The 23,252-nt window shown below is 70.1% G+C and carries 15 protein-coding genes; 3 read left to right on the top strand and 12 right to left on the bottom strand.

Going from position 1 to position 23,252, the window contains the following annotated elements; translation table 11 throughout:
* Positions 1–80: 80 nt before the first annotated feature.
* Both TNCT1_RS31660 and TNCT1_RS31650 read left to right on the top strand, forming a co-directional pair.
* A complete protein-coding gene (locus TNCT1_RS31660) occupies positions 81–1,385 on the top strand; it encodes a sensor histidine kinase (protein WP_174266514.1) in 1,305 nt (434 codons plus the stop codon).
* A gap of 260 nt (positions 1,386–1,645) precedes the next feature.
* The gene (locus tag TNCT1_RS31650) at positions 1,646–2,308 is read left to right on the top strand and encodes a response regulator transcription factor (RefSeq protein WP_143639033.1); all 663 of its coding nucleotides are present in this window, start codon (positions 1,646–1,648) and stop codon (positions 2,306–2,308) included.
* Positions 2,309–2,318: 10 nt separating this feature from the next.
* Here the strand turns inward: TNCT1_RS31650 and TNCT1_RS31645 are convergent, their stop codons facing one another.
* Positions 2,319–3,047 carry a YcnI family protein gene (locus tag TNCT1_RS31645; protein ID WP_143639030.1) on the bottom strand — a complete coding sequence of 243 codons (729 nt, stop codon included), beginning with the start codon at positions 3,045–3,047 and terminating at the stop codon, positions 2,319–2,321.
* Positions 3,048–3,505: 458 nt separating this feature from the next.
* On the opposite strand from TNCT1_RS31645, the gene TNCT1_RS31640 reads away from it, so the two are divergent.
* Positions 3,506–4,420 carry a YceI family protein gene (locus TNCT1_RS31640; RefSeq protein ID WP_143638992.1) on the top strand — a complete coding sequence of 305 codons (915 nt, stop codon included), beginning with the start codon at positions 3,506–3,508 and terminating at the stop codon, positions 4,418–4,420.
* 291 nt (positions 4,421–4,711) lie between these two features.
* On the opposite strand, the gene TNCT1_RS31635 is transcribed toward TNCT1_RS31640, so the two are convergent.
* From TNCT1_RS31635 to TNCT1_RS31580, 11 genes are all read right to left on the bottom strand, one after another.
* A complete protein-coding gene (locus TNCT1_RS31635; RefSeq protein WP_143638990.1) occupies positions 4,712–5,206 on the bottom strand; it encodes a hypothetical protein in 495 nt (164 codons plus the stop codon).
* A gap of 26 nt (positions 5,207–5,232) precedes the next feature.
* The gene (locus TNCT1_RS31630; protein ID WP_143638987.1) at positions 5,233–9,921 is read right to left on the bottom strand and encodes a DUF6531 domain-containing protein; all 4,689 of its coding nucleotides are present in this window, start codon (positions 9,919–9,921) and stop codon (positions 5,233–5,235) included.
* Between the two features lie 1,205 nt (positions 9,922–11,126).
* Positions 11,127–12,686 carry an alpha-L-arabinofuranosidase B gene (locus TNCT1_RS31620; RefSeq protein WP_143638982.1) on the bottom strand — a complete coding sequence of 520 codons (1,560 nt, stop codon included), beginning with the start codon at positions 12,684–12,686 and terminating at the stop codon, positions 11,127–11,129.
* 419 nt (positions 12,687–13,105) lie between these two features.
* A complete protein-coding gene (locus tag TNCT1_RS31615) occupies positions 13,106–13,657 on the bottom strand; it encodes a hypothetical protein (protein WP_143638980.1) in 552 nt (183 codons plus the stop codon).
* Positions 13,658–13,749: 92 nt separating this feature from the next.
* Positions 13,750–14,289 carry a hypothetical protein gene (locus TNCT1_RS31610; protein WP_143638977.1) on the bottom strand — a complete coding sequence of 180 codons (540 nt, stop codon included), beginning with the start codon at positions 14,287–14,289 and terminating at the stop codon, positions 13,750–13,752.
* Complete coding sequence (locus tag TNCT1_RS31605) at positions 14,286–16,595, bottom strand: DUF6571 family protein (protein WP_143638974.1); 2,310 nt, start codon at positions 16,593–16,595, stop codon at positions 14,286–14,288. The genes TNCT1_RS31610 and TNCT1_RS31605 overlap by 4 nt, the downstream gene beginning before the upstream one ends.
* 11 nt (positions 16,596–16,606) lie before the next feature.
* Entirely contained in the window at positions 16,607–17,068 is a 462-nt protein-coding gene (locus tag TNCT1_RS31600; protein ID WP_143638972.1) for a hypothetical protein, read from the bottom strand.
* 233 nt (positions 17,069–17,301) lie between these two features.
* A complete protein-coding gene (locus TNCT1_RS31595) occupies positions 17,302–18,603 on the bottom strand; it encodes an Ig-like domain-containing protein (protein ID WP_143638969.1) in 1,302 nt (433 codons plus the stop codon).
* Positions 18,604–18,836: 233 nt separating this feature from the next.
* The gene (locus tag TNCT1_RS31590) at positions 18,837–20,714 is read right to left on the bottom strand and encodes a discoidin domain-containing protein (RefSeq protein WP_143638967.1); all 1,878 of its coding nucleotides are present in this window, start codon (positions 20,712–20,714) and stop codon (positions 18,837–18,839) included.
* Positions 20,715–21,016: 302 nt separating this feature from the next.
* Positions 21,017–22,414, bottom strand: a complete 1,398-nt coding sequence (locus TNCT1_RS31585; RefSeq protein WP_143638965.1) for a GH1 family beta-glucosidase — start codon at positions 22,412–22,414, stop codon at positions 21,017–21,019.
* Positions 22,411–23,250, bottom strand: a complete 840-nt coding sequence (locus tag TNCT1_RS31580) for a carbohydrate ABC transporter permease (RefSeq protein ID WP_143639028.1) — start codon at positions 23,248–23,250, stop codon at positions 22,411–22,413. Before TNCT1_RS31580 ends, TNCT1_RS31585 begins: the two co-directional genes overlap by 4 nt.
* Positions 23,251–23,252 lie beyond the last annotated feature (2 nt).

The following is a 23,252-nucleotide window of genomic DNA, read 5'->3' as shown; positions in this document are numbered from 1 at the left end:
ACCGGCCGGAAAGGCGGCGTCCGGGTTGTAACTTTCGACGGAGGCCCCGCGGGGGTCCGCCTCCGTAGCCTGGAGGCACTGTGAACGTCTCTCCCCCCGCCACTCCCCCTGCCGCCGCCGCTGCCTGGGCCCTGACCCCCACCAGCCGGGTCCTGGCCTCGTGTCTGCACCTGCTGATCGCCGGCCTGCTCGCGCTGGCCGCCGGGCGGGCCCTGACCGACGGCGGACCGCACGCCGGGGCGACCGCGGCCGCCGCCGTGGCCTGCGGCCTGGTGTACGCGGCCGGCCCGCTGCTCCCCCGGGTACGCGGGTCACGCAGGGCGGCGACGGTGTGGCTGTCCTGCCTCGGCGCCGTCTGGCTGGTGCTGCTGGCCCTCTCCGCCGACGGCGTCTGGCTGGCCTTCCCCCTGTACTTCCTCCAGCTCCACCTGCTGCCGCGCCGGACCGCCCTGGCGGCGGTCGTGGTCACAGCGCTCGCCGCGATCACCGCCTTCGCCGCCCACCAGCACGCCTTCAGCCTCGCCATGGTGATCGGACCGGCACTGGGCGCCGCCGTGGCCGTGGCGGTGGTGTGGGGGTACCAGGCCCTGTACCGGGAGAGCGAGCGGCGCCGCCGGCTGATCGAGGAACTGACCGCCACCCGCGCCGATCTGGCCCGGGCCCAGCACACCGCCGGGGTGCTCGCCGAACGCGAACGCCTGGCCCGCGAGATCCACGACACCCTCGCCCAGGGCCTGACCAGCATCCAGCTCCTGCTGCGCGCCGCCGAGCGCGCCCTGCCCGCCAGGCCCGAGGCCGCCGCCCGCCATGTGGACCAGGCCCGTCAGGCGGCCGTGGACAACCTCGCCGAGGCCCGCCGCTTCGTCGCCGCCCTCACCCCGCCGGCCCTGGAGGGCACCACACTGGCCGACGCGCTGGAGCGCCTGTGCGCCACGGCCTCCGCACGCCACCCCCTCACCGCCCGCTTCCACCTCACCGGCACCCCGGTCGCCCTGCCCACCGCGCACGAGGTCGCCCTCCTGCGGGTCACCCAGTCCGCCCTGGCCAACACCGTCCGCCACGCCGGCGCCACCACCGCCGACGTCACCCTGACCCACCGCGGCGACTCCGTCGCCGTGGACATCGCGGACGACGGCACCGGCTTCGACCCCGCCCTGCTGCCACCCCCCGACCCGGACGACGGCGGCTTCGGCCTCGCCGCGATGCGCGCCCGCATGGACGCCCTGGGCGGCACCCTCACGATCCACTCCTCCCCCGGCCGCGGCACATCCCTCTCCGCCCGGCTCCCCCTGACCCCACCCGCACCGGCACCCGAGACCCCGCGCACGTCCGGGACCCCCGGCGCGCACGAACCCGAAGCCGGCGACCCCGAGGCCCACTCATGACCGACAGCCCCATCGCAGCCACACAGGGCAGCCCGAACCCGGATGCACCCGGCAACTCCAGTCCGGCCGCGCCCGGCGGCCTCAGCCAGGCAACGCCCGAGACCGCGAGCCCGGCCACATCCGGCAACCCCGGCTCCGCCGTGCCCGGAGACCCCGGCCAGGCCGTCCCCGGCGCATCCGGTGCAGCCATGCCCGACAACCCGAGCTCAGCCGTCCCCGGCACACCCAGCCCAGCCGCACCCGACAACCCGAGCCCGGCCATGTCCGGCACCCCCGATCCCACCACCACACCCAGCACTCCCATCCGCCTGCTGCTGGCCGACGACCACCCGGTGGTACGGGCCGGGCTGCGGGCCGTGCTGGAGACCGAGCCCGGCATCGTGGTGGTGGCCGAGGCGGCGACCGCCGAGGAGGCGGTCACCCGCGCCGCCCAGGGTGACATCGACGTCGTCCTGATGGATCTGCAGTTCGGCCGGGGTATGGGCGGCGCCGAGGCCACGGCCCGCATCACCGCCCGCCCCGCCGCCCCGCGGGTCCTGATCGTCACCACCTACGACTCCGACGCGGACACACTGCCCGCCATCGAGGCCGGCGCCACCGGCTACCTCCTCAAGGACGCCCACCCCGAGGAGCTGGCGGCCGCGGTGCGCACGGCCGCCGCCGGCCGCACCGCGCTGGCCCCGACCGTCGCCGACCGCCTGATGAACCGCCTGCGCAGCCCCGCCGTGGCCCTGACCCGGCGCGAGACGGAGGTCCTGACCCTGGTCGCCGAGGGCCTGTCCAACCAGGCGATCGGCCGGCGGCTCCACCTCACCGAGGGCACCGTCAAGTCCCACCTGGCCCGCACCTACACCAAACTCGGCGTCGACTCCCGCACCGCCGCCGTGGCCACGGCGACGGACCTGGGCCTGATCCGCCGCTGAGCGAGGCCGGCTACGCGCCCGTCCTCGGGGACCGCCCCCGCACGATGGCGAAGACGGCCGCGGCCAGCCCCAGCACCCCTACGACGAGTCCCCCGACAGCGAGCCCACGGGCGGTACCGTCGCTCTCGTCGGCCGCCACCGTACTCGCGGTGCCGGTGTCCCCGCCCTTCGCCGCCGCAGGGGCCGGAGCCTCTCCTCCGCCTTCCGTCAGCTTGAGCGTGGGCGCCGGATTCTCCGCCTCCTCACCGCCACTGGGCGCCTCGATCCACCGGGCGATCTTGCCGTCGGAGTAGGTCTGCAGCGTCTTGAAGGTCAACTGACCGGTGTTGTCCGGCAGTTGTCCGAAGGCGACGTCGAAGTCCGCGTACTCCCCCGCCCCGATCTTCCCGCCGGTCCAGGTGATCTGGGAGACGGCCTCGGTGATGGTCCCGTCATCGGTCTTCACCGGCGTCCTCAGCTTGGTGGTGGTCACCTTCGGCTTCCATCCGTCCTGCGGGTGAACGAGGACTCCGAGGACAGGATGGTCGGTCGGCAGGAAGACCTGCACCTTGCTGGTGGAGGCGGTGTCCTCCTCATTGGGCACCCGGAAGGTCAGCACGCCGTCCGTGGCCCCCTTGGCGTAACTCTCCGGGTGGACGGTGACATGCGCGGAGGCGACCCCGGCCGCGGCGAGAACACCGAGACCGCTGAGGGCGACGACGGCTCCGGCCCGGCGCAGGGCGAAGCGGTTCGCGGACATGGCGGACATGACTGGATGAATCTCCGTAGCGCTCACGGTGAGCGATCCTTCCACGCCGGGAGGTACGTACGGCGTCGAAATCCGGTTCAGTCGGCGGATGGCCGGAGACAGGGCTGCCGGAGACCCGTCGGGCGTGTGGACCTCGTGAGAGAACGGCGAACCGCACGTGAACACCATCCCGCTCCGGGTGGTGTTCACCACAGCACCGATGCAAAGCGAGGGAAGTCAGCAAGGACCGTAGGGCCCATGATCACGGCGTTTACCGGCGATCCGGCACACCAGACCATCATTCCGTGCACCGACCTCGACGGCGAACCACCTCACGCCGTCTGCCTATGATCGTTGAACAGTTGACTTCGTCGCGCCTGCAACCAGCCCCAGGCGCGCCTTGGCGACCGTGGGACGCCGGCTCAGGCACGGCCCCGCGGCCGTGACACGTGCGAGGAAAGGTAGACAGCATGGCCCTCGGACTGCTCAGGCGTCGGCGTTCCCGCGACGCTTTCGGTGCCGCGCCGGGCATGCCGGTGCCCCTGCCGGCCGGTGCGGGCGCGTACGGCTGCGAGGTCGTCGATCCCATGGGGCAGCCGATGCCCGGTGCCGAGATCACGGTGACCGCGCTGGACAGCCACCGCGTCGTCGCGCGCGGCACCACGGACCCGTACGGCCTGTTCATGGCGGCACTGCCGCCCGGCGCCTACAGCGTGATGGCTTCGTCGGAAGGCCTCACCCCGGCCCGCAGCAACGTGGACATAGCCGCCGGCGCCGCCCTCGCCCCGGCCCGCATCGCGCTGTTGCCCGCCCGCCAACTGGAACTCCCGCCGCCCGGCACCTGGCTGTTCGACCCGCCGCACACCGCGATCCGGTTCATCGCCAAGCACGTCGGGATGGCCCACGTCCACGGCCGCTTCACCCGCTTCACAGGCGGCATCCGCGTCACCCAGGACGTGACCGACTCCCAGGTCTCGGTACGCATCGACGCCTCCAGCATCACCACGGGCAACAAGACCCGCGACAACCACCTGCGTTCCGCCGACTTCCTGGACGTCGAGCGCTTCCCGTACATCGACTTCACCAGCAACCGCTTCGTCTACCGCGGCGGCTCCCGGTGGACCCTGAACGGCACCCTCACCATGCACGGCACCAGCCGCTCCGTGGGCCTGGACACGACCTACCTCGGCACCGTGAACGGCGGCTACGAACAGGAACTCCGCTGCGCGGCCCTGGCGAGGGCGGAGCTGCACCGCGAGGACTTCACCCTCAACTGGCGCTCCATGCTGGCCCGCGGCATCGCGGTGGTCGGCCCGACGGTACAGCTGGAACTGGACGTCCAGGCGATGTACCGCAACGCCGAGACGCCTACGCCGCCGGAGTAGGTACGCGCGGGCGGCTCGGGGGTGCCCGAACACCCTGACACCTCAGGGCCCGACCGCCGATTCGGCGGACGTCTCGGGCGGGTCCCGGCCGGGACTTCCAAACCCCGATGCGGAGTCCGAACACGGGCTGCTCCTCGTCACCGCTCCGGTCGACAACCGGGTGTCACCGACCGCCGCCGCGACCCCGGCAAAACCGTGTGGACGGACGTGAAAGTGCCGCGGCCTCCGCAGGTTGGCGAGGTGGAAAGTCGAGGCGTGCCGGGCCGGGACGCCTCGAAGGCTGATCCGCGCTCAGCCCCGGTCCTCATAGCGGTAGTTGTAGTAGTCCGCTCCGCCCACCAGTACCGACGTGACGTACCTCGGCAGGCCGTCGGCGTCCCGTTGCACCTCCTGGGAGGTCTGCCGGGTGAAGCCCAGTGAGACCCCCGGGATCACCGGGTACTCGGGCTCCGAGGTGTCGACCGTCCAGCCCCGCTCGGTGGCGCTCCGGAAGAGGTCCGCGGCCGGGGTGGTGAACACCTCGTCCCCTTCGAGCAGGACACGCGTGCTGGACGTGCGGCCCTCGCCGGGCCACCACAGCTCGATCGCGGTGACCTGGGTGCCGCCCTCGGCCAGGGCCTGTACGCCGACGTGCTCGAGGGTCCAGGACGCCTTCGCGGAGTTCCGGCTCGGGCGCCGAAGCACGCGGGGCTCGCCCCAGCCGGACGCCGCGGCGACCGCCTCGTCGAGCGTCATGCCCAGCAGGATCGGCGCGACTCCGCGCGGCGGGTCGAGTACCAGATCCATTGCCTACCCCTCGCTCCTCCACGACGTCATTTCAGCAGGTCGTAGTTTATCGTCCAGCCCTTCTTCTCCAGCATGGCCTGGAACTTCCTGTTGTTCTTCAGGCTGTCGACCATGTCCTTGATGTGACTGTCGTACTTGTCGCCGTACAGCTCGCGGATCTCGTCGATGTCCATCTTCATGGCCTGGTCCCAGCGCCCGGCGTCGATCAGCGCCCGCTGCTTCGCACGCCATTCGTCGCTCTCCTTGCTGGAGCCCGTGCTGGACAGCTCCCGATGGTCCTCGGCGTCCATGCGGATCGCGGGGCCCATTCCGGCGCCGCCGCCGTTCTTGCTGGTGCGGAACCCGGGCATGTCCAGATGGGAGTAGGACGCCTTCGCCGGGATGTGGTTGATCTCCTGGTCGACGGGGTTGATCCGCTCCTTCTTTTCGTTCAGGAGGTTCGCGGGCTTCATGCCGCTGTACCAGCCGCCGTTCTCGGTGCACCCCTTGGCGATCAGGCCCTCGGGGTCCATCCGGGTGTGCGGGTTCGTGACGTACGCGACCGGATTGGGCGCCGGTCCCAGGCCGAGCGGGTCGGGGCTGGTGTATCGCGCCGTGTCGGGGTCGTAGTGGCGCTGGTAGTTGTAGTGGAAGCCCGTCTCCGGGTCGTCGTACTGGCCGGGCAGGCGCAGCGGAGTGTACGCCTCCGCGTCCCTGTTCCAGCCCGTGGCGCCCCAGACCGTTGACCGGCCGCGCCAGGCGATCGCACCCTGCTCGTCGACGAGTTCGCTGGGCGCGCCCACCAAGTCCGTGACGATCGCGAAGAAGCGCGCGTCGACCTCGGCCTGGGGCTCCTGTTCGGGCCCGATGCGGCGTTCGAGCTGGGTCAGGGGGCGGTGGCCCTCGTAGTCCCATGTGGTGGTGACGTGGTGGGCCGTGTCCGTCTGCTCCGCCAGGCGGGTGCCGTCCCAGGTGAAGTGAACGGACTGCACGACGGTGTGCCCGTCGTCGGCGAGGCGGTGCTTGGCCGTGCGCCGTCCCAGCGGGTCGTAGGAGTACGTCCACCGGGTGCCGTCAGGGGTGACGCAGGCGATGAGACGGTTCTCCTCGTCCCAGGTGTAGCGCCAGGTGTCCGGCTTCTTCGACAGTCGCGTCTTCTGGCGCAGAGTGGTGCGGCCCGCGGCATCGTATTCGTAGCGGATCCGTCCGGCGGTCACGACCCGGGTGCCCTCGTAGGCGCGCTCACCCCGACCGTCCGGGCGCGCGGCCTGGTCGGGCCACTCGGCACTGATCTCGTTCCCGGCGCCGTCGTACGCATAGGACTCCGACCAGTTCTCGGCCGTGACGCGCAAGGGGCGTCCGACCGGATCGAGGTCGAAGTGCTTCCTGATGCCGCGCAGTTCGTCGGTGATCCGGTCCAGGCAGCCGTCGGAGCGGTAGCCGTAGGCACGGGCGCGCAGGGGCCGGCCGTCCGCGGACAGGTGTTGCGAGGTGAGTCGGCCCATGTCGTCCCACCCGGAAGTGAGGGTGACCGGTGCCTCGGCGGGTCCGAACCGGCGGGTCAGCTCCTTGCCCCACGCGTCGTGGGTGAAGGTCAGGGCGTGGCCGTAGCTGAGCAGTTCCGTGCGGTTGCCCACCGTGTCGTAGGCGAGCCGCGTCACCGCGCCGGTGGGGGTGGTGCGCATGACGCGCCTTCCCGCGGCGTCGTAGGCGAACCGGGTGGTGCGCCCGTCCACGGTCTCGGCGACGACCCTGCCGACCGCGTCGCGTTCCAGGGTCAGCGTGGATGCGGGTGCGGTCAGAGAGCTGACGCGGCCGGCGGCGTCGTACGTGTAGACGGTGCGCCGGCCCGCCACGTCCTTGGCGACGACGCGGCTCATGGCGTCGTACTCGTTGGACACCCGGGCGCCGAGGGGTGTCGTGCGCGAGACGGGCCGGCCCATCGGATCATGGTCGTAGGTGACCGTGCGCCCGTCGAAGTCGGACTCCGATGTCAGGTTGCCGTTCGCGTCGTAGGTGTAGTTCCAGCTCAGTCCTTGCGGGTTCAGGACTTCCGTCAGGCGCAGTTCGGTGTCGTACGCGAAGGAGTACCGGGCACCGTCCGCTCCGGTGCGGGCGGCGAGCCGGTCGAGGTGGGTGTACTCGAAGTGGGTGACGGCGCCGGTGGGGCCGGTGTGCGACGTGCAGTTGCCCTCCGCGTCCCAGGTCCAGCGCTCCTCGGTGCCGTCCGGCGCCACGCGCTGGGCCAGCCACCCGTGGGGAAGCCACCGCAGCAGCGTGGTCGCGCCGCCGGGGGCGGTGGCGCGGACCGGCCTGCCGAAGGGGTCGCGCTCCACCGACGCGGTGTGGCCGAGGGCGTCGGTGCGGGAGAGTACGAGGCCGGCTTCGTCGTGGGTGAGGTGCTCCGTCGCGCCGGTCGGATCGGTCAGGGTGAGCAGCGCGCCCCGCGCGTCGTAGGTGAAGTGGGTCTCGGTGCCGTCCGGCGCCGTGATCCTCGTGCGGTTTCCACGCTCGTCGTAGGCCTGGCGCCAAGTCGTTCCGTCGGCCTCGGTGATCTCTTCCGGGAGGTTGAGCGCGTTGTAGCGGGTCGTCGACGCGGTGCCGTCGGGGAAACCGATCCGGGTCAGGTTTCCCCGCTCGTCCCAGGTGAAGCGGGCCGTGTTGCCAAGCTGGTCGGTGCGCTCCAGCAGGTTGTCGTAGCGGTCCCACAGGAAGTGGACGGTGTGACCGAGGGGGTCGGTCTCGGAGACGGTCTGGCCGAGTGCGTTGAGCCGGGTGACGGTGACCGCGCCGGTCGAGTCGGTGAACCGGGTGACGCGTTCGGCGGTGTCGTAGGAGAAGCGCGAGGACAGCGCCCCGTCAGGACCGATCGTCTCCACGACCCGGCCCTCCGCGTCGTAGACGTATGCGTAGGTGTGGTCGTTGCGGTCGGTCCACGACGTCACCCGGTGTTCGTCGTCGTAGGTGAGCCGCAGCGGTACGGTGTCGGAGAAGGACGTGACCTCGCTCAGGTCGCCGTCGTCGTAGCCGAAGGACGCGACCCTGACCGGTCCGTCCGCGGTGTGCAGTTCCAGGGCCGCGACCCGGCCGCTCGCCCGGTCGCAGGTGACGCGCACGTCGTAACCGCCGTCGTGCAGGACGGCACTGGGCAGGCCCTCGTCGTCGCGGACGATCTGCACGGTGTTGCCGTTGCGGTCCTCGATCTCGCTGAGCCAGTACAGGCCACCGGAGGTGTAGGGGCTCCCGACGAACCGGTGTATGTGACCGGAGTACGGGTCCGTGGTGGCGTAGGTGACCTCACCCAGCGCGTTACGGTCGACGTGAGTGAGCGGAACGCGCTCGCCCTCGACCGGCTCGACCGAATCGTCCGGGGAGGCGGGCACCCGCGGGTAGACGAGGAGCGAGCCGTCCTCCCGCGCCCAGACCGCGCCGCTGCCCGTCAGTTCCAGGCGTTCATCGAGCGTCGAGGCCCAACTCGGCCCGAAGCAGTGGCCGTAGCCGTAGCCGGACACATGGGTGCGCCGCAGGATCAGAGGCAGGATTCCGGGCAGGGCGAGGTCCGTCTGGGACATCACCATCTCGCCGCTGGCCACGTCGACCGGGTCGGTCTTGCAGCGTCGCCGGGTCAGGGCGACGGACCTCGCGCGCGCGTTGGCCAGTGCGTCCTTGAGGGACCCGGGAAGGCGCTTGCCCGTGCCGTCCAGGCGGGTGCGTCCGCCTCGGCCGTCACCGCCGCCCTTCCTGCCGCCGTCGATGGCGTCGAGTCTGCCGCCGATGTCGAGGTCCCTGCCCTTGTGCAGGCGTGAGGTGGCTTTCACCCGGTCCGGGACGGTCTCCGTGACGTGCTTGGAGATCTTCTTGAGGGCCTTCTCCGAACCCTTGATCGCGCCGTGCAGCACACTGTCGAATACCTGGGTGAAGGGGTCACGACCCTTGCTCCGGCCGAACGCTCCCTTCACCCGTCCCAGTGGGGAGGAGGCCGCGGTGTGCATGTCGCTTCCGTGCCGGGAGACCTTGCCGGCGCCGTCCTCGAACTCGACATGGTCGATCTTGGTGGTCTTTCCGCCACCGGACGAACCTGAGCCACCGGCCGAGGCGAGCTGCATCCCGCCATGTTTGCCTCCCCCGTGCCCGCCGCCACCTCCGTCCGCAGGCGGCATGGAGAAGGCTCCCTCGGCCAGGTCCAGGACCATGTCCTCGACCATCGCCTCCAGCTTGGCGTTGACAGGCTCGGTGACCTTCGCGATCACCTCGTCGACGATCCGGTCCACGGCCTCGTCGAGGATGCGTTTGACCACCTGGCGCATCGCCGCGATCTCGGCCGCACCCAGGACCGCCGACAGGCCGCCGGTCACCCAGGCGAGGCCGATCGACAGGCCCACCGACCCGGCCATGACGGCCAGTTCGGCCTCGGCTTTGGTCTTCATCCAGAAGATGATCTCTGCGAGCACGTCACAGGCGTCCGCGAACAGACGGGCGAGCTCGGGCAGTTTCTCCAGGTGGCCCGCCTTGACCTGGTTCCAGTGCTTCTCCATCGCGTCGACGGCCCAGCCCTCGGAGGAGGACAGGACACGGGAGAACGCTCTGTGCGCGTCGGCCCCGTGGCCCTCGAACTTCTCCGCGAAGTCACGCATGGCGTCCGCCATGTCGCGGTAGTCGTCCTCATCGACGTTGGGGAAGTTGATTCCGATGAAGTCGAGAACTTCGTCCAGCCAGTTGGGCAGTGTGTAGCCCATCCCCCGTTGTCCTCCTCGCGCACCGGAGCCGTCACTTCGGCGCATTGATCGGATGATCAGCCTAATCAGCGTCAGGGAGGAATGAGGTACTGGGATCGGCCACACACTGACGGCCGGGCGCACATGACGGTGCGGTCGCGACAGATCGTCCGTTCTGACAGGCAGGACATGTGCCGAAGACAGCGCCGCGTCCAGCTCCGACCACGCGGGCAGCCTCAGGTGTGCCGGCACGATGTCACTGGCCCGCCCAACCTGCTCCACACCGCGGGTCCGCTCGCATCGGACGCTGCCCTCGCCGCCGTTCGAAGCGCGTGTACGAACGGCACGGTGGGCACAGCGGTGCCGGCGAACGGCTTCCCTCCCGACCGGCCACCTCTACGACAGCGGCCTCAACGAGCCGCTGCCCCTGATCGCCCCCGAGCCGTGCGCCAACGTCGTACGCCACGGGCGGGTTTCGGCCGGGACTTCCACGTCCGCCTGGCGGTCGAGCCGGATGACGGACGGCTGCGCCTGAAGGTCCTCGACATCCACACGGAACGCCGGCCCGCCCTCGCCGCCGCTCCTCCCGACCCTGAAGCGGAGTCCTTGCCCACCCTCACAGGAGTCGTTCGCCGCATCACCACGGTCACGCCTCACGTCATGGCCATCGGGCTGTGCGCTACCTGCCGCGTCGCCGTCGCCGGTCTCGGGTGTAGAGGCCGAGCGCGACGATCCCGAAGAGGACGCACATGCCGACGGCCAGAAACGGGGACCAGGAAGGCCCGTCGGGTCGGTCGTTGGCCAGTAGAAGAAGTCTCCGCACGCGAGTGCCTCCAGCTTTCCGAGGTGTGGGAGCGCATAGACGCCGAGCCCGGGGATCTGAGCGACATCCTCGACGCCGCCCACCGGGTGGCCGCCGTGGACGGTGACGGCAGCGCGCGAGAAGGCCGTGACAGCCCGAGCTGCGGGAGCGCTGCCTCCGAGCCTGACGCCGTCATACGCTGCCTCTCGAATTCAGCCGACGGCGAGTTGACGTCACTCCCGTTCATGACCAACCTCAGAACAGCGCTCAACCGCGCATGAAGCAGGGCAACACGCCCTGTGCTCCAATCGTCCGCGACAGTGGATCCGCCGTCCCGCGCATCCACTCGGGGCCGTGTGCCCCACGGCCGTGCCACCAGGTCGGGTGGTACGGCCGCCGGGGCACGCGGGGCGCGAGGCGCGTGTCACGCCCAGGGGGAGGACACGACCCAGCTCGTGTCGTCGGCCCAGAGGGTGGCGGCGTCCCACGTGTGGGAGCCGCCGTGGCTCGCGACGTAGACGGAGTTGGAGTAGTGGCGTACGAAGTCGCTCGGGTAGTTGGCGGACCGGAGCGAGATGCCCTGGCCGTTGTGGCCGGCCTGGGGGCAGAACGTGGCGTCCTGCTTGAACAGGGCACTGCCGTCGCTGCTGTCGATACGCAGCCGGTAGTCGTAGTGGCGCAGGTACTGGCCCGGCTTGTCAACGGACTCCAGGGAGACGCAGGAGGCGTCGCCCAGGCCCGCCCGCACGGTCCAGGTGGCGGCGGACTTGTCGGCGGACGCGCTTGAGGACGAGACCGTGGCGATCGCGGCGTTGGTGTCGCCGCTGTTGTGCTTGAGGTACTGGGTGGTGCAGCAGGCGGTGGTGGCCCGCAGCGACACCTTGGAGCCGACTGTGAGCCCGCTCGCCGCGGACGACGTCGCGTAACCGACCGAGTTGATGTTGGACTGCACGGCGTTCTCGGTCGCGTCCGACGGGTAGCCGGACGTCATGACGCCCTCGTAGAAGGTGCCGGCGGAGCTGTTGCTGTTGTCGCCGCCGATACCGAGGATGATGGCCCCTTCCTCGTGCATCGGGTTGTAGCCCGAGACGTTGGGGCGCGCTCCGCTGTAGTACGTGGACAGGCCGCCGGACTGCGCGTTGCCGGCCCGGATCGCCCACTGGTTCGGGCCTCCCTTGACGACGGCGGTGAGGAACCGGTGGCTGACGCTGGGGTCGTTGGCGTTGTACCCCGCGTTGACTCCGGAGAACAGGCCGTTCTCGAGGTCGGCCATGACCCAGGGGCCGTTGCCGGTGCCGTAGCCCCAGACCTTGATGTTGCCGAAGTAGATGGTCTCCATGTGGCCGTTGCCGGTGTCCAGGCTGCTGGTCTCGGCGTTGCCGTAGTCGAAGCAGCAGCCGCCGTTGTAGTGGCTGCCGTCGAGGATCGCGTACATGCCCTCCGGCTGGTCCCCGGTGGCGATGCCGCTGGTGCTGTTGTCGCGGTACCCGGTGCCGGGGGCGATGAAGACGCCGTACGCCTTGTGGCCGCCCACGGTGACCGGTGCGCCTGATGCCTCCGCCAGGTTGTCGTATCCGCCTGCGGCCGGGCCTTTGAATCCTCCAGGCGGTGCCTGGGTGAGGTGGTTGCCGCGGCCCGACTGGTCGTAGATGACGGTGATGAGGCAGCTCGTTCCCGCGCAGAACGAGTCCTGGGAGGCGGCGTCGGCGTAACCGCCCGCGCTGAGCACGCCGATGTCCTTGGTGGCGCCGTCCGAGGCACGTTTGACCTGGTAGAGACGGCTGTTGTAGGAGGAGTACAGGGCGCGGGTCGTACTGTGCGCGGCCACGCAGGGCGTGCCGCCGGAGGCGTAGAGGTCGCAGGGGAGCGAGCCGGCGGCTTCAGCGCTGCCGCCGGCGGACACCTGAGCGCCGAGCAGAGCGGCTGCCAGCGCCAACGGCGCCAGCCACCTGACCCGGCGTAAGCGGGCCGGAATCACGGACATGGTTCATCTCCTGGGGACTGGGGGACTCGGCGGCGTTCCACCGCCGAGAGCCCGGGCGATCCCGTAATAGGCATGTACATGTCACCTTTCCTTCTGCGTGTCGGACAGGATGGGAATCCTTCGGGCGCCCGGAACCGCCGATGCGGCGATCAAGAAACAGATTGTCGGTATTTCGAACACTGATCGCAGTGACGGACAAGCGTTGATGATAGGAAGCCACCGACGGGTGTCAACATCTCGCGCACGTCCGATACTCCGGCCATCGAAGACCCAGGTCAGAGGATCAGACCCGATGCCCGGGGGTGCCCGCGGACCAGCATCGGACCCGGTATGCGGGGGCGCCCGCGGACCCGGCCGGTCCCCGGCGAGGAGCTCGGGCAAGGCGTAGGACACGATGCCCTGCCTTCCGGCATCACCGCTCAGCCGACCTGCGGCGCCCCGGCCGGCAGGCTGTCCGCGCCGGCGCAGTCCCACAGTTTCCGGGCCTCCAGCCGCAGGGTGTCGGCGGCGAGCGAGGCCGTCTTCCGGATCACCGCCGGGTCGGAGGTATTCCGGTACGTGACGTCGACCTCCACCACGGCCTTGTCCTGCCCGGCGGAGCAGTCGGCGAAGAGGGAGGTGGTGTCACCCTTGTGGAATCCCTCCGCCGCCCCAAGCGTGATCCGGGTGGCGCCCGGCGCACTCGCGTCGCGGGCCACGTCCTTCATGGTGTAGTCCGCTTTGGCGTAGAGGCTGTGCTCGATCCGCACGGCCTCGCCGCCGCCGTACACCTTGCAGGTACCGGGCGCCTTCCGGGCGTACGGATGCTCCGGGTTGAGGACACCGCTGTGCCACTGCGTGAACTGCTTCCCCTTGTCCGGCAGCAGAGCCGCGACGTCGGCGCCGGGAAGCGCGTCGTCGCAGACGCGCGCCGGCACTGCGACACCGGGCTTCTCGGACGGCCACACCTGCCACGCCGCTACACAGACCACGGCGAGCACTCCGACGGCCGCCGCAGTCGGCCAGGGTCCGAACCGGCTGCCCCGTTTTCCCGGACCTCCCGCCCGGCCGCCGTGGTCGCTGTTCACGAAGCCCGCTTGCACACTTGCTGCTTCTTCAGCGATGCCGTGTATCCCTGGATCAGCTCCTTCATCGCCGACTCGTTCGGGCGAGCGGGCCTCAGCACCTTGACGAAGGTGCTGACGTCCTCCTCCTCGACATCGGCGCCACGGCACTGGATCACGGACACGGCCGCCTGATCGACATAGGCGATCGAGTTGCCGTTCGCGGACTTCTGTTCCTGGACCAAGAGGCGGCTGCGCAGGATGTGCCGCGCCGAGTCACCGGCGTTGACACGTTCTCCGCTCACTTGCAGCACCGTGTCCTCGTCGACCTTGACACCGCACAAGGCGGAGCCGTCGTCGAGGCTTCCACGACGCTCCACAGTGAGCCGCTCACCTGATTCAGGCAGGAGCTGTGCCAGCGCACCGGCCGGTACGGATACCCCGCAGAGGGCCTTCGGAACGGTGAACTCCTGCCCGGGCGTCTCCGAAGAACAGCCGACCACCGTCACCGCGGCGACGAGGAGCAGGATGCCGAATCTGACATGCGACGAGGATCTCAATGCTTGCTACTCTCCGATTTCCACTGCGCGCCGTCGGAGTGGCTGAGACCCGCCGATGTGCGCGCGGCTCTTTTGAGATCGTCGGCGGTGTCGGGGTCGATGGTGTTGTTGTTCAGCAGAGCGTGATCGACGGCGGACCGGGCGGAGTCCAGAGCTGCCGCACGACCGTTGCCGTAATCCGAGCCGGCCTGTGCCTCAGCCTCGGTCGAAGTGTCCTGCTCGATGCTCTTCATGATGGATTCCTGGATGTCCTCCGAGGCCCATTCGAGAGGGGCGCCGGCGATGGGGACGCGCTCACCGACCTTCTCCAGGCCCATGCCCAGGATGCGGTTCACCCACTTCTGTTTCTCGGCCGCAGCCTCGTTGAATTCCGTGTCGGAAGCAGTGTGGTACTGGTAGATCGCATGAGCCCGGGCGTCGCTCATGATGCCTGCGATCGCCGAACCGGGGGCGACGGCCGCACCCACACGCCCGTCCAGCGACGCCGTCGAGTGGGTGGGATCGTTGATGACGTGGTCCACGACGTCGGTCGTGTAGGTCTGCTGTGCGGTGGTGATGGCGGAATAGGCGTCGGGGTCCTGACCCACCTCACCCAGGAAGCGGGCGACGTTGTTCGCGTTGAGATCGGCCGAGGCGCCGAACGACGGGAAGAGATCGCTGCTGGGGTCCTCGTCGTACATGGCTCGCTGGAAGTCGCCCATGTACTCGGCGGTGATGTCGCCGAGGCTTCCACGCAGCCCGTACAGCGGACCTGTCTCCTCTCCGTCCAGATCCCCGTTCTCGTTGTGGCGGATGAGTTCCGGGTCGCCTCCGAACTTGTCGACGATGTCGCTCACGAGCTGCGCTTGCGCGTCGGTGTGCTGAACCGCAGCGGCAGCGGCGTCGCTGTCGTACGGCCGGCCGGTGGTCGCCGCCTCCAGGGCGTGACCGAGGGCCTCAGGACCGAACGTCAGGGCCGCCTTGGTCTTGTCCTCGTCAGCCAGGACGTTCGTCGCGTTCGTATCGACCGTCCACTCGAAGTCCTTGTCGGTGAAGAGGTCGAGGTACGAGGCGAAGCCGGGGTCACCGCCCTTCTTCACCGTCCCGTCCTCGTTGTACGCGGTCGGCGTTCCGGTGAAGAACTTCTCCGCGGCCTCGGGGCTGTGCCCGAGCGCCTCCAGGACGCTGTTGAGCGGTTCGTTGCCCGAGCCCAGCCTGCCGGAAGGGTTGAACCCGTACGTGTCCGGGCTGCCCGCAGGCTTGTTGGACAGGAAGAAGTACGGGTCCTTTTTGTGGAGCTGGGTGATGTGCTCCGCGATGGGGTTGATGAACCGGGGGTCGTAGTCGCCGTAGCGCAGGAGGCCGCCGAGTACCTGGTAGCCGTACGGCTTGTTCCACTGGCCCGGTTGCCAGCCGATCTGCTGGGTGCCAAGGCGCCGGAACTGTGCGCCCCAGTCGTCGGACAGGTGGTACTTGTGGTCGGGGTCGGTGGCGTTGGCGAGCGTGTACCCCATGACCTTCTGCAGGTCCTGTACCGCGTCGAGCCGGGTCTTGGTCGCGTCGCCGTCGGTGCCGTCGATCGACATCGCGGCGTAGAACTGGAGGGCCTTCTCCGGGCCGCCAAGTCCCTGGTAGAACTCGGTGGCGAACTCCCCGTCCTTCTCGGCCGAGTTGAAGCGCAGGAGCTCGTTGAGTTCGCGCAGCTCCGCGTCCGACATCTTGTCGCCCTTGCGGGCCAGTTCGACGGCGCGCTCGGCCTCGGCGTCGTTGAGGGACTCGTACTTGGCGTGGCCGGCGTCGAACGGGTCGCCGCCGTGGCTCTTGGCCAGTGCGCGGGCGACCGAGGCGTCGATCTCGGCGGCGTGGGCGAGGATCCGGTTGATCCGGTCCTCCAGCTCCTGCCGCTTGTCCAGCTCGTCCTGGGTGCGCTCGTCGGTGTCGCCGCGCACGTGCGGGAAGAAGCAGCGGACCCTGCCGCCGCCGATGTCCTCGACCCGGATGCCCAGCTTCGCGGCGTCGTCGTGGACTGCGGTCCTCATCTGCTTCTGCAGGGCGTCGAGTTCGGTGTGTCCGTCGTCGAGGACCTGGTAGACGCTGTTGGCCTCGGTGTGGAGGTCGGATATCTCCTTGGCCGTCTTGGCCACGAACTCCCTGGTCACCTTGGCGTTGACGCCGGCCCACCGCGCGGAGTCCGACTTGCCCTGCATCCCGGTACGAGCGTTCTCCGCCGACTTCTTCAGGCCGTCGACGGCCTTCTTCCAGTCCGAGACGGCGTTCGCGAGCTTGCCGAGGTCGGCCTCGACGAGGTCCGTGAAGGTGAGAGCCATCGGCCATCCCCCTACTTGAAGTACTTGTCGAGCTGGGACACGGACGTGGCGGAGCCGTCGCTGCCGCGGAGCACGGTGCCGATCTTGGCGTCGTCCTCCGCGTGCCGCTTCCGGGTGTAGTCCAGGTGGTCGGAGATGTGCGCACAGGCCTGCAGGACGGCCTTCACCTGGGACGTCCACATCTCGACGGTCGTCTCCAGGGCGCTGCCGGTCTGGAAGCCGTGCGACTTCAGGTCGGCGGCGGCCTGTGCCGTCGAGCCGTTGCCGGTGCCGGCGATGTCGGCCTGGCTCTTCAGGTCGTCGTAGAGGATGTTCGCCTCGTGGCCCACGGCGCCGAGATCGTCCTGGTACACCACCAGGTCCCCGGAGCCCGCGCCGCCACCGTCGTCCGGCGGCACGTGGTTGAGCCGCATGTGGGTCTGCCCCCGCCCGGCCGCCTGGGCCTTTAGCTGCTCCCACTCGTCCCATGCCATGACAGGATCCCCTTCCCCCTTGCGGACGATCCGGTGCCCGGTCAAATTAGCAACCCCGGCCGGGGCAGATCCGTGTCAGGTCCGTTGTGCGCCACATGTCGGCTGTGAAGATTTCCGGCAGACGCGGCCGTACCCGGAGGGCCGGGAGAACGACGCAGACGGCGGCCGACACGAGGTCGGCCGCCGTCTGGCGGTGGGGGGTGACGATCAGGGGCGGGTCACACGGCCTGGCGTCAGTTGGCCGTGCTGCCCGCGACCCACTCGCTCCAGGGCATGTTCCAGTCACTGAGGCCGTTGTCCGGGGCCGGCGTCGCCTTGTCCTGGGAGTTCTTGACGATCACGACGTCACCGGTCATCGAGTTGTCGAAGAACCAGGCGGCGGGCTGCTTGCCATCGCCGCCGCCCTTGACGTCCTTGAGGCCCACGCAGCCGTGGCTGGTGTTGACCTTGCCGAAGACCGAGTCGGAACCCCAGTAGTTGCCGTGGATGAAGGTGCCCGAGTCGGTCAGGCGCATGGCGTGGGGCACGGCCGCGATGTTGTACGAGGGCTTGCCGTCCTTCTCCGTGAGGTTGACGCTCGCGGCGTTCATCCGGATGTGCCGGAACTTCTCGGAGATGACCATCTGGCCGTTGTACGTCGGGTGCTCGGCGCTGCCGGACGAGATCGGGATGGTCTTGATCGTCTTGCCGTCACGTACGACGGTCATCTGCTTCGTCTTCGCGTCGACCGTGCTGACCTGGCTCCGGCCGATCTTGAACGTGACCGTCTTCTGGACGCCCTGGAGGTTCTGCCTGACCGTGACGGTGGAGCCGGGCTTCCAGTAGGTCTCGGGGCGGAAGTCCAGACGGCCGTCGTTCATCCAGTGGCCGACGACCCGCTGGCCGCTGCTGGAGCTGACCTGGATCCTGGACTCCACGGTGGCCTTGTCGGCGACCGCCTTGTCGAAGGTGACCGTCACCGGCATGCCCACGCCGACGGTCGAGCCGTTCTGCGGGCCGACGTGCCCGATGAAGTCGTTGGCCGGGGAGACCGTGGTGATCGTCGCGTTGCCGGTGGCCGCGCGGCCCTGGGCGTCGTCGGCCTCGGCGGCGATCTGGTACACGGTGGCCCGTTCCAGGCCGCCGTCCGGCTTCCAGGACGTGCCGTCCGCGGACAGGGTGCCCGGGATCTCGGCGCCGGTCGCGACGGCGGTCATGGTCACCTTGGTGAGCTTGCCGTTGCTGACGGTGACCTTGACGGGGGTCTTGGTCCCGACGTTGTGGGCGCCCTGACCGGGAGTGATCTTTATTCGGGCGTCGGAGGCGTCCTGAGCGGTCGGCTTGGCGGTCGGCTGGGCGCTCGGCTGGGCGGCCGCCTGCCCGGTCGGCTGGGCGGCCGGCCGGCTCGCCTGGGACTGGGTCTGCGTGGTGTCCCCGGCGCCGTTGCCGCCGGTCGCGGCGTTGCTGGTGCCGCCGAGGGCGGTGACCGCGAGTACGCCGCCGAGTACGCCGGCCGCAGCCACCAGCTTGGTCCGTCGTTTACGCGCCGTAATCAAACGCTTTCTCCCATGCCCTTGGTCTCGAAATCTTCGGGGGCTGGTCACGTGACTGGTCACATGAGGTGCCCAACCTCCCTTTGAACCACTTATACGCACTCCTCCATCCAAAATGGGCATTTTGTGGCGAAGGCCACCCGCCGTCGAGCGCGTCGCCCCGGCCCGCTCCCGAGGGCCGGACGGCGAGCGGCGAGGCCCTCGGGAGCGGGCCGTCGCCGCCTCCGCCGCGGGGGTCAGCCCTTCTGTTCCACCCGCACCCAGTCCACCTCGGCCTGCACTCCCCCGCCCGCGATCCGGTCCACGCTGGACTGCGGCAGGCCCCAGTAGGGGCTGGTCACCTTGTTCCAGCCGGCCGGGTAGGCACCGCCCAGGGCGAGGTTGAGGATCACGTACTGGTTGTGGTCGTAGACCCACTGGCCGCGGGTCGACTCCAGCTTGTTGCGCGTCGTCTGCTGGACCAGGCGGTCGTCGACGTAGAAGCGCATGGCCGTCGGAGTCCATTCCACGGCGTAGGTGTGCCACTGGTCCGCGGTGCCGCCGCCCGGGTAGGTCTGGCGGGCGCCGATGTTGCCGTCCGCCGAGTAGCCGGGGCCGTGCAGGGCCGAGCTGGTCCAGTCGCCGTAGCCGATGTTCTCCATGATGTCGGTCTCGCCCGAGGCCGGCCAGGAGACGGACGGGTCGTCGACGTTGCTGCCGAGCAGCCAGAAGGCGGGCCAGAAGCCGTCGCCGACCGGCAGCTTCATACGGGCGCTGACCTTGCCGTACGTGAAGTCGAAGTGCGTGTTGGTGTCGATGCGGCCCGAGGTGAAGTCGTAGGTGCCGCCGCCCGCCTTCGTGCAGCCCTTGCAGTACTTGGCCTTGAGGAGCAGGCTGCCGTCGCGGGTCTGGATGTTGTCCGGGGAGTCGACGTAGGCCTGGGACTCGCCGTTCACCGGGCCCATCTCCGTGCCGGTGCGCACGATGCGCCACTTGGAGCGGTCGAGGGCGGCGCCGGTGAAGTCGTCGAAGAAGGTGGTGCGGTAGCCGCCCGGCTGGTCGGCGGGGAGCGCCGGGTAGGCGGCGGAGGCGGAGCCGCCGGTGCCCCAGACCTGGAACTCGTAGAGCGAGTAGCCGAACTGGGCGGTCGCGGGGGCCGGGTTGTAGAACGAGCGGCGTTCCTTGCCGAGCATGCGGACGTAGCGGCCGGTGACCGGGGAGGGGAGCCTCACCGTGTCGTGCAGGCCCGTCGCGTCGGCGGGGGACTTCACGTTCGCCCTGCGTGCGGCGATGTCCGCGGCCGGCGGCTCGTAGACCGTGCGCCAGGTGCGGTTGTCGTCCGAGACCTGGAGCAGGTAGTCGACCGCGTACGCGGCCTCCCAGTAGAGGTCGACGGTGTCGATCACCGACGGGGCGCCGAGGTCCACCGACACCCAGCGGTCCGCGTTCCAGTCGCTCGACCAGCGGGTGCTGTCGGCCTTGAGGTCGGCCGGCCAGCCGCCGTCCGTGACGAACGCCGGCGAGTTGCCCGCGTGCTGGTAGTGGTCGGAGTACGCCGGGTGGTTCAGGGCGAGGTTGGTGCGGGTCGTCGAGGCGGGGGCGGGTTCGCCGCCGTAGACCCGGAAGTTCCAGAGGGAGTAGCCGTAGGGCGTGGCGCGCTCCAGGCCGCGCAGGCGGACGTAGCGGCCGGTGACCTCCTGCGGGTAGGTGTGGGCGGTGACGGAGCCGCCCGTGCCGTCGGTCTCCGTGTAGAAGGGGGTCCAGTCGGTACCGTTCCGGGAGACCTCCAGGACGTAGCGCTTGCCGTAGGCGGCCTCCCAGTCCAGGACGACCCGGTCGACGCGGACGGTGGTGCCGAGGTCCACGCGGATCCAGGCGTCGTCGGCGAAGTCGCTGGACCAGCGGGTGGCGCCGTCGCCGTCGAAGGCGCGGCCGGGGACGGTGCCGGCGTTCTCGCTGCCGGAGGCGGTGACGGCGGCCGGGTTCACCGCGTACGCGGCGGCCGCGCGGTCGGTGTCCCAGGCGGCGGCCGCCGGGGCGGCGTGCGCGGGGGTGGCCAGGAGCGGGCCGGAGGTCAGCAGGGCAGCGGTGGACAGGGCGGCGGCGGCCAGGGTGCGCGGGATACGGGATGGCATGCGGCTCTCCTCAGTGGGGTGGGGATCCGGCGGTGCGGTTTATGGCGCGTGCATGACAGTCCTGGGCTTGTGGCGTCACGGGGAAGCGGGTGGCGCTGACCGGTGGGCGCGGGTTCCCGCACCCGCGCCCACCGGTCGTCCGGGCCGGACTCAGACGGCCCGGCGTACGAGGGCGCCGCAGGCGGCCCCGGATCAGGGGCCGCACACGGCCTGGCGTGCCGGGCGGCGGCCCGGCGTGCCGAGCGGTCTCAGACGGCCCGGCGTGCCGAGCCGTCTCAGGCGACCCGGCGGGTCCGGCGGTCTCAGGCGGCCCGGCGGGTCTGGCCGCGGTGGACGCGGACGATGTCCGCGTACCGGTGCCCGCTGCCCTTGATCGTGCGCACCTGGGTGCGGTAGTCGACGTGGACCAGGCCGAAGCGCTTGTCGTAGCCGTACGCCCACTCGAAGTTGTCCAGCAGCGACCAGGCGAAGTAGCCGGCCAGCGGGGCGCCCTTGCGGGCGGCGGAGGCGCAGGCGGCGAGGTGCCGCTCCAGGTACTCCTGGCGCTCCGGGTCGTCCACGGTGCCGTCGGGACGGACCACGTCCGGGTAGGCCGAGCCGTTCTCGGTGACGTAGATCTTCCGGGCGCCGTACTCCTCGGTGAGGCGCAGCAGCAGGGTCTCGATGCCGCCGGCGTCGATCTCCCAGTCCATGCCGGTGCGCGGGACGCCGTCGCGGCGGACCGAACGGACGTGCGGCGCCGGGCCGTCGGGGTCGTCGGCGACGTAGGCCGGGAAGTAGTAGTTGAGGCCCAGCCAGTCCAGCGGAGCCGCGATGGTCTCCATGTCCCCGGGCTGCTCGGGGAGTTCGACGCCGTACGTCTCGACCATGTCGGCGGGGAAGCCGCGGCCGTGCACCGGGTCGAGCCACCAGCGGTTGACGTGGCCGTCGTGGCGGCGGGCGGCCGCCAGGTCCTCGGGGCGGTCGGTGGCGGGGAAGACGGTGGAGAGGTTGTTGACGATGCCGACCTGGGCGTCCGGGACGGCGGCGCGGATGGCGCTGGTTGCGAGTCCGTGGCCGAGGAGCAGGTGGTAGGAGGCGCGGACGGCGGCGGTCAGGTCGGTCCAGCCGGGGGCCATGGTGCCCTCCAGGTGTCCGATCCAGGCTGAGCAGGAGGGCTCGTTGAGGGTGGCCCAGAGCTTGACGCGGTCGCCGAGGCGTTCGGCGACGGTCGAGGCGTACTCGGCGAACGCCAGGGCGGTGGCCCGCTCCGGCCAGCCGCCGCGGTCCTGCAGCGCCTGGGGCAGGTCCCAGTGGTAGAGGGTGACGGCCGGGGTGATGCCCGCTTCCAGCAGGGCGTCCACCAACTCGTCGTAGAAGGCGAGGCCCTTGGCGTTCACGGCGCCGGTGCCGCCGGGGATCACCCGTGGCCAGGCGACGGACAGACGGTAGGCGTTGGTGCCGAGCCGGCGCATCAGGCCGATGTCCTCGCGCCAGCGGTGGTAGTGGTCGCAGGCGACGTCGCCGTTGTCGTCGTTCGCGATCTTTCCGGGGGTGTGCGAGAAGGTGTCCCAGATCGAGGGTGACCGGCCGTCCTCGGCGACGGCCCCCTCGATCTGGTAGGCCGCTGTGGCCGTGCCCCAGAGGAAGTCGTGCGGGAGTGCGGCGAGGTCGATGCGTTCGGACACGGGAGTCCCTTCGTGATGCGGGAAGCTGGTCATTTGACGGCGCCCGCCGTCAGACCGGCGACGAGATAGCGCTGCAGGAGGAGGAACCCGGCCACCACCGGCACGCTGACGACCAGCGAGGCGGCCATGATCTGGTTCCAGTAGACGTCGTTGAGGGTGGAGTAGCCCTGGAGGCCGACGGCGAGGGTGCGGGTGGTGTCGTTGGTCATCACGGACGCGAAGAGCACCTCTCCCCACGCGGTCATGAACGCGTAGACGGCGACCGCGACGATGCCGGGGACCGCCGCCGGCACCACGATCCTGAGCAGCGCCTTCAGCGGGCCGCAGCCGTCGACCAGCGCGGCCTCGTCCAGGTCGCGCGGGACCGAGTCGAAGTACCCGATCAGCATCCAGATGGAGAACGGCAGGGAGAAGGTGAGGTACGTGAGGATCAGGCCGCCCCGGGAGCCGAACAGGGCGATGCCGGTGGCGTTGCCGATGTTGACGTAGATCAGGAACAGCGGGAGCAGGAAGAGGATGCCGGGGAACATCTGGGTGGACAGGACGGTGACCGTGAAGACGCGTTTGCCGCGGAACTCGTAGCGGCTGACCGCGTAGGCCGCGAAGACCGCGATGACCACCGAGCAGACGGTGGCCGCGCCCGCCACGATCAGGGAGTTCACGAAGTACTTGGCGAGCGGGACGGTGGACCAGATGTCGATGTACGGGCGGACGGTCAGCTCGCTGGGCAGCCAGCGGAACTCGCCGGTGACGTCGGCGAGCGGCTTCAGCGAGCTGGAGACCATCACGTACACCGGCAGCAGGACGAAGCCGGTGAGCAGAGTGAGGAAGACGCGCCGCGTCCACAGGAAGGAACGGGGCGGTGCCATCG

Origin of the sequence: Streptomyces sp. 1-11, assembly GCF_007176755.1 — a bacterium.
Lineage (GTDB): Bacteria > Actinomycetota > Actinomycetes > Streptomycetales > Streptomycetaceae > Streptomyces.
This window is presented reverse-complemented; position numbering and strand designations above follow the sequence as displayed.

Coding starts and splice junctions, on each gene's coding strand:
- TNCT1_RS31635 (WP_143638990.1), bottom strand. CDS start 5,206: ATGGATCTGGTACTCGACCCGCCGCGCGGAGTCGCGCCGATCCTGCTG.
- TNCT1_RS31640 (WP_143638992.1), top strand. CDS start 3,506: ATGGCCCTCGGACTGCTCAGGCGTCGGCGTTCCCGCGACGCTTTCGGT.
- TNCT1_RS31605 (WP_143638974.1), bottom strand. CDS start 16,595: ATGGCTCTCACCTTCACGGACCTCGTCGAGGCCGACCTCGGCAAGCTC.
- TNCT1_RS31590 (WP_143638967.1), bottom strand. CDS start 20,714: ATGCCATCCCGTATCCCGCGCACCCTGGCCGCCGCCGCCCTGTCCACC.
- TNCT1_RS31585 (WP_143638965.1), bottom strand. CDS start 22,414: ATGACCAGCTTCCCGCATCACGAAGGGACTCCCGTGTCCGAACGCATC.
- TNCT1_RS31645 (WP_143639030.1), bottom strand. CDS start 3,047: ATGTCCGCGAACCGCTTCGCCCTGCGCCGGGCCGGAGCCGTCGTCGCC.
- TNCT1_RS31600 (WP_143638972.1), bottom strand. CDS start 17,068: ATGGCATGGGACGAGTGGGAGCAGCTAAAGGCCCAGGCGGCCGGGCGG.
- TNCT1_RS31630 (WP_143638987.1), bottom strand. CDS start 9,921: ATGGGCTACACACTGCCCAACTGGCTGGACGAAGTTCTCGACTTCATC.
- TNCT1_RS31620 (WP_143638982.1), bottom strand. CDS start 12,686: ATGTCCGTGATTCCGGCCCGCTTACGCCGGGTCAGGTGGCTGGCGCCG.
- TNCT1_RS31580 (WP_143639028.1), bottom strand. CDS start 23,250: ATGGCACCGCCCCGTTCCTTCCTGTGGACGCGGCGCGTCTTCCTCACT.
- TNCT1_RS31650 (WP_143639033.1), top strand. CDS start 1,646: ATGTCCGGCACCCCCGATCCCACCACCACACCCAGCACTCCCATCCGC.